Annotated in this window: 11 protein-coding genes and 1 other annotated feature; of the genes, 10 read left to right on the forward strand and 1 reads right to left on the reverse strand. The window is 46.1% G+C overall.

Going from position 1 to position 14,927, the window contains the following annotated elements:
* Positions 1-7 precede the first annotated feature (7 nt).
* The 3 genes from AC622_RS04515 to AC622_RS04525 are packed head-to-tail and all read left to right on the forward strand — an operon-like array spanning position 8 to position 4,150.
* A complete protein-coding gene (locus AC622_RS04515) occupies positions 8-1,399 on the forward strand; it encodes a BclA C-terminal domain-containing protein (RefSeq protein ID WP_082197014.1) in 1,392 nt (463 codons plus the stop codon).
* Between the two features lie 24 nt (positions 1,400-1,423).
* Entirely contained in the window at positions 1,424-2,503 is a 1,080-nt protein-coding gene (locus AC622_RS04520; protein ID WP_049669965.1) for a tetratricopeptide repeat-containing glycosyltransferase family 2 protein, read from the forward strand.
* A gap of 15 nt (positions 2,504-2,518) precedes the next feature.
* The gene (locus tag AC622_RS04525) at positions 2,519-4,150 is read left to right on the forward strand and encodes a glycosyltransferase (RefSeq protein WP_049669966.1); all 1,632 of its coding nucleotides are present in this window, start codon (positions 2,519-2,521) and stop codon (positions 4,148-4,150) included.
* 105 nt (positions 4,151-4,255) lie between these two features.
* Here the strand turns inward: AC622_RS04525 and AC622_RS04530 are convergent, their stop codons facing one another.
* Positions 4,256-4,525 (reverse strand): DUF1292 domain-containing protein, encoded by a 270-nt coding sequence (locus AC622_RS04530; protein WP_049669967.1) that lies wholly within the window; start codon positions 4,523-4,525, stop codon positions 4,256-4,258.
* A gap of 144 nt (positions 4,526-4,669) precedes the next feature.
* Here AC622_RS04530 and AC622_RS04535 point away from each other — a divergent pair, with 144 nt between their 5' ends.
* From AC622_RS04535 to ilvN, 7 genes are all read left to right on the forward strand, one after another.
* On the forward strand, positions 4,670-5,668 hold the full coding sequence (locus AC622_RS04535) for an LLM class flavin-dependent oxidoreductase (protein WP_049669968.1): 999 nt from the start codon (positions 4,670-4,672) through the stop codon (positions 5,666-5,668).
* Positions 5,669-5,783: 115 nt separating this feature from the next.
* Positions 5,784-6,587, forward strand: coding sequence for a GNAT family N-acetyltransferase (locus AC622_RS04540; protein ID WP_049669969.1), 804 nt, complete (start codon positions 5,784-5,786; stop codon positions 6,585-6,587).
* A gap of 252 nt (positions 6,588-6,839) precedes the next feature.
* Positions 6,840-8,186 carry an APC family permease gene (locus tag AC622_RS04545; RefSeq protein WP_049669970.1) on the forward strand — a complete coding sequence of 449 codons (1,347 nt, stop codon included), beginning with the start codon at positions 6,840-6,842 and terminating at the stop codon, positions 8,184-8,186.
* 159 nt (positions 8,187-8,345) lie between these two features.
* Complete coding sequence (locus AC622_RS04550) at positions 8,346-10,073, forward strand: ABC transporter ATP-binding protein (protein ID WP_049669971.1); 1,728 nt, start codon at positions 8,346-8,348, stop codon at positions 10,071-10,073.
* Positions 10,066-11,904 carry an ABC transporter ATP-binding protein gene (locus tag AC622_RS04555; RefSeq protein ID WP_049669972.1) on the forward strand — a complete coding sequence of 613 codons (1,839 nt, stop codon included), beginning with the start codon at positions 10,066-10,068 and terminating at the stop codon, positions 11,902-11,904. Before AC622_RS04550 ends, AC622_RS04555 begins: the two co-directional genes overlap by 8 nt.
* A gap of 420 nt (positions 11,905-12,324) precedes the next feature.
* Positions 12,325-12,567: a binding site (T-box leader), on the forward strand.
* Between the two features lie 98 nt (positions 12,568-12,665).
* Positions 12,666-14,393: an acetolactate synthase large subunit gene (gene ilvB, locus AC622_RS04560; RefSeq protein WP_049669973.1), complete on the forward strand. Its 1,728-nt coding sequence runs from the start codon at positions 12,666-12,668 to the stop codon at positions 14,391-14,393.
* Entirely contained in the window at positions 14,390-14,908 is a 519-nt protein-coding gene (gene ilvN / locus AC622_RS04565; protein ID WP_049669974.1) for an acetolactate synthase small subunit, read from the forward strand. The genes ilvB and ilvN overlap by 4 nt, the downstream gene beginning before the upstream one ends.
* Positions 14,909-14,927 lie beyond the last annotated feature (19 nt).

Here is a 14,927-nt window from a genome sequence, read left to right on the forward strand (position 1 = left end):
TGAGTGTATGGCTGATGAGCAAATGCCTGATCTTTCACCTTTAAAGAAGGTTGAGGGAATAGAGACACTGCTGTCATTGGTTAATGAAGAGGTGAAGTTAGCTGCGTTTTTAATCAGTGGAGCGGAGAAAATAATCTGTTCATTAGAAAGCTTGTCAGAAGCAGTGGCCAACAGTCAATCTTTGTCTTCCGTTCAAGAATTGATCGAGGAACCGCTTGAAATTCTCGTTCATCGGAACGAAAACCTTGTTAAGCGATTGGATGAGCTCGTGATGATGAATCGATCAGCACTTCTAAGTGATATTCTCTTATGCGCTATTGGCCCAACCGGACCAACTGGGCCGAGGGGACCGGCCGGGTTTGGCCGAAGAGGGGCACCAGGTCCCCAAGGTCCGACAGGTGCAACAGGATTGGGAGTGACAGGTCCGACTGGACCTGCAGGACCTGTAGGGCCAACCGGACCAACTGGAATCGCGGTGGTTGGCCCAACTGGCGCAACGGGTCCGCAGGGGCCAACAGGAGCGACAGGTATCGGAGAGAGAGGAGCAACCGGTCCAACCGGTCCGACTGGATTGGGAATAACAGGTCCGACAGGTGCGACCGGCCGAATGGGAGAGACAGGTCCCGCTGGAGCAACAGGACCTGCAGGAGCAACCGGTCCAACCGGGCTTACAGGAGCGACCGGCCTCATCGGTCCAATAGGACCGACGGGTCCGACAGGTGTAACGGGAGCGACTGGTCCCACTGGAGCAACCGGTCCGGCGGGGGCAGATATTACCGGTCCAACTGGTATACCGGGTGTAACCGGTCCAACAGGAGCAACCGGTCCGACCGGGGAGACTGGCTTAGCGGGAGAGCAAGGTCTAACCGGGCCAACAGGCGCGACAGGAGCGACCGGTGCGACAGGAGCGACCGGCGCAACAGGAGTAACAGGAGCAACCGGACCTGCTGGACCGGTCGGAGCGACCGGCGTCACAGGAGTAACGGGGGGTGCATTGACATCAGTGTCGGCATATGCCACCAATATCTTTGGCCCAACGCTGACTCTCACCTCTGCAGGGACAAATGTTCCTTTGCCGAGCACATTTTTTATCAGTGATAACTTTTCAGTTGATTCAACTTCAGAAGTGATTACCATTGAGGAATCGGGGACGTATTACATCCGATACACACTCGGATTTTCTGAACCAGAAGCCGTTACTACGCAGATTGCGCTGAATGGCGCTGTCGTTGAAGCCTCTATACTTAGGCCGTCATCAAGCCAACAATATTATACAAATGAGGTCATCGTTTCTGTCACTGCTCCAGCGACGGTTTCACTGCAGGTTGCCGGAACAGGTACCGTGTCACTTTCTGACTTTGCCACTGGAGCTAATTTGACCATTATTCGGATCGCTTAAGTGATTCATGGGGGGAGGACGGGTATGTCATCGATCAGTTTAGTCATGATTGTCAAAAATGAAGAGAGGGTGCTTGGGCGCTGCTTAGATAGTATTTGTGACCTTGTGGATGAAATCGTCATCGTTGATACAGGCTCAGAAGACCGGACAGTGGAGATTGCCGGCAAGTATACAAAGCACATTTATTCCTATGAATGGACGAATGATTTCGCAGCTGCCAGAAACTTTGCCTTTCAGAAGGCGGGCAAGGAATATACGATGTGGCTTGATGCGGATGATATCATTTTCCCCGAAGATCGGGAAAAGTTCCTCCACATCAAGGAATCTCTATCTCATAAGCCGGATTCTGTCCTAATGCCATATGTGCTTGGACGAGATCCGTATGGTCAAATTACAAGCAGCCTCAAACGAAATCGCCTTGTCAAGACGAGCCGGGGCTTTCAATGGAAGGGAGCGGTTCATGAATATTTGGAGGTTCATGGAACTATTATCGAAGTGGATATTTGCATCACTCATCTGAGTGTGAAATCGAAAAAGACAGACCGCAATCTTAAAATCTATGAACAACTGGAGCAGCAGCAGAAACAACTGAGCCCAAGGGACTTGTACTATTTTGGGAATGAGTGTTTTGAACATGGGTTACTGGAGAAGTGCCTCAAACTCTACCGGGAATTTCTGGATACGAATGCGGGCTGGCAGGAGGATTGCATAGCTGCGATTGATCGAGCAGCAGAGGCACTTCTGCAGCTTGGGAGAACAGAGGAAGCAGAGGAACTATTATTCGAATCGTTTAAATACGATATTCCCAGAGCAAATATAAGCTGCAAGCTAGGCTATATATATTTTTCTAAATCTCTCTATCACCAGGCGATTTATTGGTATAAGGCCGCAGCTGAGTGTGACCTTGAGCGGGTCAAAGAGACAGGAGCATTGGTGAATTACGCTTACTATACTTGGCTTCCTCATATTCAGCTTTGCGTCTGCTATGACAAAATCGGGAAGAAGGAGCTGGCCTACTGCCATAATGAAATGGCCAGATTCTATAATCCGACCAATAATTTAGTGTTGCAGAATAAACAGTACTTCGAAAAAATAATAACCTAAAAGGAGGCATGGAAAATGCCGTGCAGCTGGTATCAAGCCATACCCGCGATTATTGATTTGGTCCTGCTTGATAAACCCCAATCGATTCTTGACCTCGGTGCCGGTTTTGGGAAGTATGGGGTCTTGCTGCGAGAGGCGGGCGATATCCCTTATGAAAGGTATGACCGGAATAATTGGGGGTTGGTTATTGACGGGGTTGAAGGATTTCGTTCATATAAGAATCCGCTTCATGAGTATGTCTATAATGAGATGATATATGGTGATGTGCTGACAGTTGTTAAGTCCATGGTCAAGGAATATGACACGGTCTTGCTAATCGATGTGCTAGAACATCTGGATAAGGAATCGGGCTATGAATTAATCGATGAAATTTTGCAGATAACGAACCGGTCACTCATCATTTCAACCCCTATCCAATGGGTGGAACAGGGAGCCTACTTAGGAAATGAATTAGAAGTCCATAGGAGCAGCTGGAGCATGGTGGATTTTGCTGATTATGATTATCAATTCAGTCAAGTGAAAATCGGAAATAATGGAGCTAATCTGTTCAAACTCTATCCAACGGTGATCCAGCGAAAAGCCCTGGCCACTGTCAAGCCGTTAAAGTTAGCTTATTTTCTCCCGCATCATAATCTAACGGGAGGGTTAAAGATGCTTTTGTCCCAAATGGATGCCATGCGGAAAAGGGGACATTACATAACGGCCCTATATAAAGGGGAAGAGGGAGATTTTGTTTTGCCGTCATGGTGCCGGATAGAAGTCGACGAAGAGATACTCATCCCGCACAATCAATTAGCCCGTGATTATGCGGATGATTGTGATGTCATTGTTGCGGGATGGATTCAGCAGGTCCTTGAATTAAAGGGGGCTAAAGCAAAGGTTGTCTATTGGGAGCAGGGTCATGAGTGGTTATTCGGAGACGTAAGGAATTCTCAGCAAATCGATTTGATCAGGAGGCAAATGGAAACCTATTACACATCAGGGGTAGACGTAATGAGTGTCTCCCGATTTGTGGAAAGGGTACTGATGGCCAGATATAATCTTCAGACAACGGTGATTCCGAACGGCATTGATACAACTCTATACTGCCCGCCTGCACAAAGAAATGAAGAAGAGCCCGTGACAGTCCTTCTGATTGGCAATCCAACGCTTTCGTTTAAGAATTTTCCCACAGCCATTAATGTCCTGCAAATATTATGGGAACGAGGGCATAAGTTTCAAGTGAATTGGGTTTCGCAAGTTCGACCTGAAACAAATGTCGGCTTTCCGCTGAAGATAATCGTGCATCCGAGCGAAGAGGTACTCATTTCTTATTATCAGCAGGCAGATATTTTCCTTTATACATCCTGGTATGAAGGGTTTGGGATGCCGCCGCTCGAGGCTATGGCATGCGAGACAGCGGTGGTGGCAACGAAATGCGGGGGGATAGATGACTACGCCGTCCATGATTTCAATAGCTTGCTGGCAGAACCGGAGGATGAGGAGAAGCTAATCGTCCATATGGAAAGCTTACTCATGAATGAAGAACGGAGAGAATATTTAGCTGTGAATGGGAGGAAGACAGCCGTTGATTATAATTATGAACGGGTTATACCGAAACTTGAGGATTATCTGCTAAGTTTATTGGGAAGTAAAGTCAGTCCATGATGGTATGTGCCAGAAGACCATTTTTGGTCTCTGGCCCGTGTTTTTTATATGGATAAAAAAAGCTCCTAATGTCATTTGTAAAATCATTAGAAGCGTTCTTTGTTCTTAATGGTTATGTTTCATATTATGCTCTAAAACTCGTGCGACCTGCTGGAACTCAGCGTCTGACTCAATCTCATGCAGCTCGCCTTCCTCATCAACGCGGAAGAAAAAGATCTCCATGTCCTCATTCGTGTCACGCTTGATCTCCTCCACAAGACCAGCCACTGCATATTCTGCGCCGTCCACATCCAGTGTGCCGAGAATTTCTATTTCTTCATCTTGGCCATTTTCGCCTTCGAGTACGAGGATCTCTCCAATTTCAATTTTGCTCATGTTTTTATTCTCCTTTATAACCTTTGTCCGAACAGTATAACGGTTACAGCAGGAAAAAACAAATATTCATAAGCATTACATTTTTCATACTGATGGCTTATTGATACGATGGTATGGAAATAACTAGCAGGAGGTTATGCCTACATGTCAAATGTGCACGTACCAGTCTCCGTGCTGAATCTTGCGCCAATCCGCAAAGGAGAGGGAGCGAAGGAAGCCATTGCTTCCTTGGTCGATTTAGCGCAGGCTGTTGAACAAATGGGATATACACGCTATTGGGTGGCTGAGCATCATAATGCGCCGACATTGGTCAGTTCAGCAACCGCAATCTTGGTAAAACATATACTTGAACACACGAAGGAAATTCAAGTGGGGTCAGGAGGAATTATGCTTCCCAACCATTCCCCGCTCGTAGTAGCCGAGCAATTTGGCACGATGGAGACCATTTACCCGAATCGTTTGAATTTGGGGTTAGGGAGAGCGCCAGGGACAGATATGCTTACCGCCAGTGCCCTTCGCCGCTCTAATCATAACTCGGTCTATACATTCCCGGCGGATGTGGAGGAAATCTTAACGTATTTCGGACCTGAGGATGAACAAGGGGCTGTCAGAGCCTATCCGGGTGTTGATGCAGACGTACCAGTCTTTATTCTTGGCTCCTCAACAGAATCAGCGGTGCTTGCAGCTAAGCTAGGCCTTCCATATGTCTTTGCCGCCCATTTCGCCCCGCGCTATATGGAAGAGGCAATCGAGATCTATAGAGAGAGATTCCAGCCATCCATGTATTTAGACAAGCCATATATGATGGTATGCCTGAATGTCATTGCGGCTGAAACAGATGAAGAGGCTTTGTTTGAATCGACCACATTGCAGCAGTTCTTCCTGAATGTCGTCCGAGGGACGAAAAACCCATTAAGCCCGCCTGTCGAATCGATGGATGGATTATGGAGTCCAGGTGAAAAACAAATGGCACAATCGATGACAAGCGTTTCCTTGATTGGATCCAAGGAAACCGTTCGAAAGCAGCTGGCTGAATTCCAGGCTGCCCATCATGTCGATGAAATCATGGCAGTTTCCTATATTTTTGATCCGGATAAACAAAAACGCTCCTATGAAATTTTGAAGGAGATTACGAGCGAATAAATGATAAGCGACGGAATCCTTTTAATAAGGTACCGTCGCTTATCTATTTGCTATATAATAGATGGAAAAATAATCCTGTCTATTTTTAGGATCGAGAGAATGGGGGGAGTAGCGGATGATTAGACGATTAGACTCAAACGATCATGAAGAATGCTTTCATTTTTTGAAAGGGGAAGCGGCTGAAAATGTCTTCATCATTGGAGATATTGAGGCATATGGCTATGAGCAGGAATTTCAGCGGGTATGGGGAGAGTTCAATGAGAAGAATGAATTGATTGCCGTCCTATTGAAATATCGGGAGAATTATATCCCTTATGCCAAAACGGAAGAATTTGATGGGAAGGGTTTTGCGGAAATCATATTAGCTGATGGGGATTTTAGCTTCCTGTCAGGCTTGGAGCGCTGCATAGCAAGAATAGAGCCTTACCTGTCTAATAAGCTGAAGAAGAAAAGACAATTTTATTATGCCAAATGTACCGCTTTGAGCGAGGCTGCCCATATTACTCCAGCTAAAGCTGAGGTGAAATTGGCTGTTCCGAATGATGCGCACCGCCTTGTGCACCTGCTGAAGGCTATTCCTGAATTCAGCGATTCAATCATCACGGAGGAAAGTAAAAAGGAAAGCATGGAAGGCGGAGCATCCCGCACCTTCTACATAGAAATGGACGGAAAAATGGTTTCAACAGCCTCAACAACCGCCGAGAATTCCAGCTCTGCCATGGTGGTTGGGGTTGCGACCGATCCGGCTTACAAGAAACAGGGATTGGCCAGCGCCTGCATGATGAAGCTTTGTAAGGAATTACTTGGCGAGGGTAAGGAGCTTTGCTTATTCTATGATAATCCTGAGGCTGGGACGATTTATAAGAAGCTGGGATTTGAGGATATTGGTTTTTGGGTAATGAATATTTATCATCGGTAAAGGAATCTAGCATCGAGCGCATAAGTCATTTACAGGCTGTCTCTGATTTTAGTTGGGAGGCGGCTTTTTTGCGTATTTATTAACCAAGAAAGGGATGTATATCATACACAAAATAGTATTTTTATGCGATAATTTTATGTGGTAAAAAATATTTACCATTCTATTCTTTTTAATGTATATATTGAATATCTCGTAGAAATCAATTAAGATTTTTATTATTTATAAATAATTTTGAGAGGGAAAAGAGGTATCATGCAAAAACAACAAGATAAAAAGATGTATGCAGCAGGAGCAGTGTTAAAGAAAGAAATTGGCATGAAAGAAGCCCTTACCATTGTAGTTGGAGTGGTTATTGGATCTGGGATATTTTTTAAAGCGACACCTGTAATGGATAGCGCTGGTTCAGCCATAGCAGCTGTATTGGCATGGCTGCTTGGCGGGCTGCTGACGATGGCTGCAGCTTTGACATTAGCGGAAATTGGATCAGCCATCCCTCAAACTGGCGGTGTTTTTGCTTATTTAAAAGAATTATATGGAGAGAAGGTTGCCTTTTTATTCGGCTGGGTGCAGGCTTTAATCTACGGCCCGGCTATTGTTGCGGCACTTGCCATTGTCTTTGCGACTCAGGCCACGTATTTCATACCGATGTCAGGTGGTCAGCAAAAAGCGTTTGCCATTGGTATCTTGCTCTTTGTTGCTCTATTAAATATTATTTCTACGAAGCTCGGAAGCCGGATACAATTTATTGCAACGATTGCTAAAATGATTCCTATCGTGTTTATCATCATCTTTGGGATTATCCATGGTTTTAATGAAGCGACACCTGTTTTCTCCGGAGAACCAGTGCATGGATTTTCCTTCGCAACGTTTGGCGTAGCCATGCTTGGGACGCTTTTTGCCTATGAAGGATGGATTAGCGTGGGTAATATGGCGGGTGAGATGAAGGACCCTAAGCGTGATTTGCCGCGTTCTATCGTGTTAGGGATGACGATTATTATTGCGGCTTATGTCTTGATCAATGTAGCCTTCTTATCTGTACTAACTCCAGGGCAAATAGTGGGGGCAGAGAATGTGGCTTCTGATGCCGCTCAAATATTATTTGGCAGCGGCGGTTCTATGCTTATCTCTATCGGTATTCTCATTTCCATCTTCGGAACGTTAAATGGCTATTTGATGACGAGTGTGCGTGTACCGTTTGCCATGGCAGAGAACAAGATATTCCCGTTCCACCATGTCATTAGCCGTGTTGAGAAACGCACAAGCACACCAATCAATGTATTCATCTTCCAAGTAGCCATTGCCATTGTCTATATATTCTCGGGGTCCTTTGATACGTTATCAACCCTTGCTTTATTTGCTATTTGGATTTTCTTTGTACTCGCGATTTACGGCGTATTCGTGATGCGCAAGAAGCGCCCGGATTTAGTGCCGACATACCGTGTACCGCTTTATCCTTTTGTGCCGCTTGTCGGTATTATTGGCGGTATCTATATATTAGTTTGCACAATCATTAGTGATACGCTCTACTCAATGATCGGATTAGCGATTACAGCGATTGGCTACCCTGTTTATCTTTATTTGAAAAAATCAGGTGAATAATTCATATGAAGGGCAGAACTGTTGATATTCTCGCGGTTCTGTCTTTTTTTGTCTCGTGATTAGTGAAAATCCTTCCGGGCTTTTTTGCTTGTATGATGACTGGAATTTTAGCAAAATAAGGATATGCATACGTGTCTATTGCAGGAAAAGGGTGAATGAATGAGACATTTTAAGAAGTATATCAAGAAATACGGCTTTTTATTTTCTATAGCCATCATTTTTTTAATGATAGAGGCAATTTGTGATTTGCTTCTTCCAACGATACTGGCATCCATCATTGATAATGGAGTTGCCGATGGTAATCTTCAATATGTCTTGAATATGGGCGGGCTCATGCTGCTTGTGACAGGTATTGGTGCACTCGGAGCTATTATCCGGAATATCATCTCCAGCAATCTGTCACAAAGGCTTGGAGCAGAGCTTCGTTCTGACTTATACAGGAAGGTCCAATCCTTTAGGCTTGAGGAAATGAATCAATTCGAGGCTTCCTCTCTTGTGACAAGACTGACGAATGATGTCAATCAAATGCAAATGTTCGTGAATGGATTAATGCGGATTATGGTAAAAGCTCCGCTTGTCTGTATAGGAAGCATCTTCATGGCAGTGCGGCTCAATGCCTCCATTTCCTGGGTGCTGTTAATTGTCATTCCGATTGTTGCACTCATCATCCTGTTGAACGTCAGAATCAGCTTGCCTTTTTTCATGCGCGTTCAGAAGGCAACCGATAAACTGAATGGTGTTGTACGGGAATATCTTTCTGGTATTCGGGTTATTCGTGCGTTTAATCGCGGGCGGTTCGAGCAATCGAGATTTGATGAGAAGAATGAACAATTATTCGGCACATCCACAAAAGCGATGCGAGTCATGTCTATTTTCAGTCCTGGTATATCTCTTACAGTGAACTTTGGGATTGTGCTCGTCCTGCTTGCGGGAGGGTGGAACATCAATGACGGTCAAATGCAGGTGGGCGAGGTTGTTGCCTATGTGAATTATATGACCCAAATCCTCATCAGTTTAATGATGATCACAATGATCTTCAATATGTTTGTCCGGGCAAGGGTGTCAGCCGGCAGGATTAGTGAAGTGCTAGGGACAGACAACCCGGCAGAGATTAAGGGGCTCAAAACAAGCATCCCGCAGGAGGGCGTTGTATTTGAGCAGGTTCATTTCTCCTATCATGGCACGAAGGAGTATGTCCTGAAGGATGTTTCCTTATCCTTGAAGCCTAGCGAAACCATCGGGATTATCGGTTCAACCGGGGCGGGGAAGAGCAGTCTTGTGAATCTACTCCTCAGGCTGTATGAACCATCCCATGGCGCGATTTACATAAACGGAGAGAATATCCAGACGATGGACCTTAAGCAATTGAGGAATCAAATTGCTTATGTTCCGCAGAAATCGATGCTGTTTACCGGCACTATCAAGGAAAATATCCTTTGGGGGAAAGCGGATGCTTCTATGGAGGACATTCGGCATGCGGCCAATATTGCCCAGGCAGATGCCTTTATCTCTCGGCTGCCGGAAGGGTATGATACACAGCTCGGTCAGGGCGGAGTGAATCTATCAGGCGGACAGAAACAACGGGTTTCCATTGCGCGTGCTTTGTTGAAGGAGGCGCCAATCCTCGTTCTGGATGATTCAACAAGCGCACTTGATGCCGTAACCGAACAACGGCTAAAGGAGGCCTTGAGTGAGAATAGAGAAAGGCGAATCGTCTTTTTGATTGCCCAGCGAATTACCTCTATCATGGATGCGGACCATATTATCGTTATGGAGAATGGACATGTGGCCGGAGCGGGAACGCATGAGGAATTAGCTAAGAACAATTCTGTCTATAAGGAAATTATTCTATCCCAATTAGGAACGGAGATGGAGACTAGTGGCTGAATCAACTAACCAGAAAACAGGGACGCTCCCGACAGGCCCGCCGAGAGGGCATGGCGGAGCTAGATTCGCCGCCGTTGAGAAGCCCAAGGACTTTAGCGGCACATTAAAAAGAATATGGGGGTACTTCGGAAGCGAGAAACGTAGTCTGTGGATTGTCCTTTTATTTGTGATCATCAGTGCAGTCATCAGCTTATTTGTCCCCTATTGGATTGGAAAGACTGTTGACACCCTAGAATGGGGTCAAGTTGACCTGTCTCTCTTGCACTGGCTTGTCATCATCCTTGCAGCCGTGTATGTGACAGATGGAATCGCTTCGCTCTTGCAAGGCTGGATGATGGCGGGAATCTCCCAGCGAGTCGTTCGTTCTTTGAGACAATCGTTATTCCGTAAACTGAATAAATTGCCGATTTCCTATTATGACACACATACACATGGCGACATGATGAGCCGTGTAACGAATGATATCGACAATGTGAGCACAAGTATTTCTCAATCCACGACACAGCTTATGAGCGGGGTCATCACGATTACGGGCTCCTTTGTCATGATGCTCGTACTCAGTCCGATATTGACGCTTGCCGCCTGTGTGACTATCCCGCTTATGTACTTGCTGACGAAAACAATCGCCAAGAGAACGAGGGTGCTTTTCAGAGAACAGCAAAAGCATTTGGGAAGGCTGAATGGGCATATTGAAGAATCGATTTCCGGCAGTTTGATCGTAAAAGCCTTCAACCATGAGGACGAGGTCATCTCAACCTTTGACGAAATCAATGGCAAGCTGTATGAATCAGGACGGAAGGCACAAATCTGGTCCGGCTTCCTAATGCCAATCATGAATGTTATTAATAACCTTGGATTGACTTCTGTGGCCATTGTCGGCGGAATACTGGCTGTTAATGGCTCCATTACGGTAGGCGTCATTGCCGCCTTTATCAGTTACTCCAGACAATTTACGCGCCCGTTAAATGACTTGGCGAATATCTTTAATATCTTCCAGTCAGCTGTTGCGGGGGCAGAGCGTGTATTCCAGGTTATTGATGAACCGGAAGAGGTGGTCGATAAACCAAAAGCCATTTCGCTCACACAGGCAAAAGGAGAGGTTCGCTTTGAACATGTAAGCTTCGGCTACAAAAAAGAATCGCCAATCCTTAATGACATCAGCTTCGCAGCAAAGACCGGAAGTCATATCGCGCTCGTCGGTCCGACCGGTGCCGGTAAAACGACCATCATCAATTTGCTGACACGCTTCTATGATGTCGAATCAGGCCGAATCACGATTGATGGAACCGACATACGCGATTTCACCAGGGAGAGTCTGCGCAATACATTCGGCATCGTTCTGCAGGATACGTATTTGTTCACAGGAACCATCAAGGATAATATTAAATACGGCCGTCTTGACGCGACAGATGATGAAGTCGTGGAGGCAGCCAAAATGGCCAATGCCCATTATTTCATTACACGGCTGCCTGATGGATATGAAACCATGCTCTCAGAAAGCGGCGGGAATCTGAGCCAGGGACAAAGGCAGCTGCTCGCCATTGCGAGAGCCATTCTCTCTGACCCAGCCATTCTCATTCTCGATGAAGCCACGAGCAGTGTCGATACGCGAACCGAGCTCGCCATTCAAAATGCCATGCGCAAAGTTATGGAGGGCAGAACAAGCTTCATGATTGCCCACCGGCTATCCACCATCCGTGAAGCCGACACAATCATGGTCATTGATGACGGCCAGATCAAAGAACAAGGCAGCCACCAAGAGCTGATCGCCCAAAATGGCCAATACCGGCATATGTATGAGAGTCAGTTTAAGAATGTGCAAACATCCTGAGACGCATGCTCCTGTGAAGGGGGTGTGCGTCTTTTTTCGGGCGTGACAAAGCCTATCTTTGTCCCATGCCTATCCCATCTATCCCGGTCGAAGCCTGTGAGAAGTGTGGGGAGCGTGTCAATCCCCATACCTGACCCATGTCTATTCCGTCTCCCCGCCAATGCCTAGGAAAAGCAAAAGGAATCATGCCGCCATCTCGCTGCCTGCCCTATCCATCCACAGATAAAAAAATTACAATGAAAACAAACGCTTTCACCCCAATGATGTAAACGGTTACAACAAATTCTGAATAAACTAAATTATCAAATAATTATGAAAAATCGGTTGACCTTTTATCTGGAAGGTCGTATCATAAGTTTCAACAACAATGTTCCTTGAATTTGGAAAGGCGAGAGACCTATTCCAATTAAGTATATATGTGTTAAAACAATGAAGAGGATAAGTAGTAGATGGGGTGAACAGATACAGAGAGCCGGGGTGCTGAGAGCCGGTGCTGTTTCCATTTATGAACTCACCTTGGAGTGCCTGTGTGAACAGTTGAGTAATACAGGCCGGGTTTTATAACCAAAACCCGTTATCAAAACAGTCGAGTGCATGGCATCTTTTTCGGGCCATGAATGAGGGTGGTACCATGGAGAGGAGATAAGCCTTTTCATCCCTTGCGTTTCATTCAAGAAACGTCAGGGATGAGGAGGCTTTTTTTATTCTCCAATATATCAAGTCTGGCGGGTAAGCCTATCACAAATCGGGAGGGAGATTCCATGATGGAAAAAGCAGCTCTTGCTGAAAAGGAAGTGCAGTCTAACGCGAGAATCAGCGGAGCCGAGATGTTGATCAATGCATTGAAGAGGCAGGAAGTGGAAGTATTGTTTGGTTATCCGGGAGGAGCCGTTTTACCCATTTACGATTCTCTCTATCATGCGGGATTGAAACATGTGTTATCCCGTCATGAGCAAGGGGCCATACATGCAGCGGAAGGATATGCAAGGATAAGCGGCAAGCCGGGAGTCGTGATAGCGACTTCAGGTCCTGGTGCAACGAATCTGGTTACAGGCATTACAGATGCGATGATGGATTCTTTACCTCTTGTTATTTTCACCGGTCAGGTAGGTACGGGCGTGATTGGAACAGATGCTTTCCAGGAGGCAGATATTGTAGGGATTACCACTCCGGTAACGAAACATAATTATCAAATCCGGGATACGAAAGATATTCCTCGAATTGTGAAGGAGGCATTTTATATTGCTTCATCGGGCAGACCCGGCCCCGTCTTGATTGATATACCGAAAGATATAGCGACACTTGAGGCAGAGGAGACCGAGCCGGAGAGCATCTCGCTTCCGGGTTATCAGCCGACAACAGAACCGAATTATTTGCAAATTAGACGTCTTGTCGAGTCTGTCAGCTCAAGCAAGAAACCGCTTATCTTAGCGGGTGCGGGTGTCTTGCATGCAAAGGCTTCTAAGCAATTAGTCGAATTTGCGGAGCAGCAGCAAATTCCAGTCGTCAATACATTGCTTGGTCTTGGTACCTTCCCGCCCGAGCATCCGCTCTATATTGGAATGGGCGGCATGCATGGCATTTATGCGGCAAATATGGCGATGTATGAATGTGACCTTCTCATCAATATCGGAGCCCGTTTTGATGATCGGCTGACAGGTAATCTATCGCGATTTGCTCCATATGCAACGGTAGCACATATCGATATAGACCCGGCAGAGATTGGCAAAAATGTCCCAACTGCCATTCCAGTCGTAGGGGATGCCAAGCAAGCTCTAATTCAGCTTATTAAGCAAAATGGCAAGCGTTCTGAAAGTGAGCCTTGGAGAAAGCAGATTAGATCCTGGCTTGATGAGGCTCCTTATCATTATGAGAATGAAGAGGAGAAAGGCTTGAAGCCGCAACGGGTAATGGAGCTGATTTATGAGCATAGCCGCGGGGATGCCATTGTGACAACAGATGTCGGTCAGCATCAAATGTGGGCAGCACAATATTATCCGTTCAAGCGGCCGAATGCATGGGTGACCTCAGGAGGGCTCGGTACGATGGGCTTTGGATTACCGGCAGCTATCGGTGCTCAAATGGCCGAACCGGATGATCTGGTTATCTCCGTCAATGGAGACGGCGGTGTCCAGATGTCGATTCAGGAGCTTGGTGTCATTGCAGAGCAGAATCTCCCGATTAAAATCATTATTTTGAATAACGGCTCGCTTGGAATGGTTCGGCAATGGCAGGAAATCTTCTATGAATCCAGGTACTCACAAAGTGTTTTTGCCTCACAGCCATCCTTCAGCAAGCTAGCCGAAGCCTATGGGATTAAAGGGATTGACGCAAGGACAGAGGAAGAAGTGAAGCAGGCCTTCGCAGAAGAATTCCCTCAGCATAAACCGGTTCTTATCAATGTGTATGTTGAGCCGGGAGAGAATGTTTACCCGATGATTGCTCCAGGCAAGGGAATCAATGAGATGGTGGGAGTGAAGAAGAGATGAGACGAATCATCACGCTGACCGTTATGAACAGGCCTGGTGTATTAAACCGAATCACGAACCTGTTCTCAAAGCGGAATTACAATATTGAGAGCATCACGGTCGGACATTCTGAGGTGGAAAACAGGTCGAGAATCACATGTGTTGTCAATGTCGAAAGCGTCCAGATTGCTGAACAAATTACGAAGCAGCTGAATAAGCAGATAGACGTCATTAAAGTGCAGGATATTACCGATCAATCTGTGGTCGCACGGGAGCTCGCATTAGTTAAGGTAGCGGTGCTGCCGGCAACAAGAAGTGAAATTTACTCACTGATTGAGCCGTTCCGGGCGTCCATCATTGATATCGGCAAGGACAGTCTCGTTATTCAAATTACAGGGGAGACGAATAAGATAGAAGCTTTCTTGGAGCTGATTAAGCCTTATGGCATTAAAGAGATCGCTAGAACAGGCACAACCGCCTTTACACGCGGTACCCAGCCTGCAGGATTAGGAAATCGCAATTATTCTATCGTCTAATAATGAAAGGGAGAGATTA

The sequence above is a fragment of the Bacillus sp. FJAT-27916 genome, from assembly GCF_001183965.1.
Classification (GTDB): domain Bacteria; phylum Bacillota; class Bacilli; order Bacillales; family Pradoshiaceae; genus Pradoshia.

Excerpts from the sequence above, each read along its gene's own strand:
- ilvN (WP_049669974.1), top strand. The coding sequence starts at position 14,390 with ATGAGACGAATCATCACGCTGACCGTTATGAACAGGCCTGGTGTATTA.
- AC622_RS04540 (WP_049669969.1), top strand. The coding sequence starts at position 5,784 with ATGATTAGACGATTAGACTCAAACGATCATGAAGAATGCTTTCATTTT.
- AC622_RS04545 (WP_049669970.1), top strand. The coding sequence starts at position 6,840 with ATGCAAAAACAACAAGATAAAAAGATGTATGCAGCAGGAGCAGTGTTA.
- ilvB (WP_049669973.1), top strand. The coding sequence starts at position 12,666 with ATGATGGAAAAAGCAGCTCTTGCTGAAAAGGAAGTGCAGTCTAACGCG.
- AC622_RS04535 (WP_049669968.1), top strand. The coding sequence starts at position 4,670 with ATGTCAAATGTGCACGTACCAGTCTCCGTGCTGAATCTTGCGCCAATC.
- AC622_RS04515 (WP_082197014.1), top strand. The coding sequence starts at position 8 with ATGGCTGATGAGCAAATGCCTGATCTTTCACCTTTAAAGAAGGTTGAG.
- AC622_RS04550 (WP_049669971.1), top strand. The coding sequence starts at position 8,346 with ATGAGACATTTTAAGAAGTATATCAAGAAATACGGCTTTTTATTTTCT.
- AC622_RS04520 (WP_049669965.1), top strand. The coding sequence starts at position 1,424 with ATGTCATCGATCAGTTTAGTCATGATTGTCAAAAATGAAGAGAGGGTG.
- AC622_RS04525 (WP_049669966.1), top strand. The coding sequence starts at position 2,519 with ATGCCGTGCAGCTGGTATCAAGCCATACCCGCGATTATTGATTTGGTC.
- AC622_RS04530 (WP_049669967.1), bottom strand. The coding sequence starts at position 4,525 with ATGAGCAAAATTGAAATTGGAGAGATCCTCGTACTCGAAGGCGAAAAT.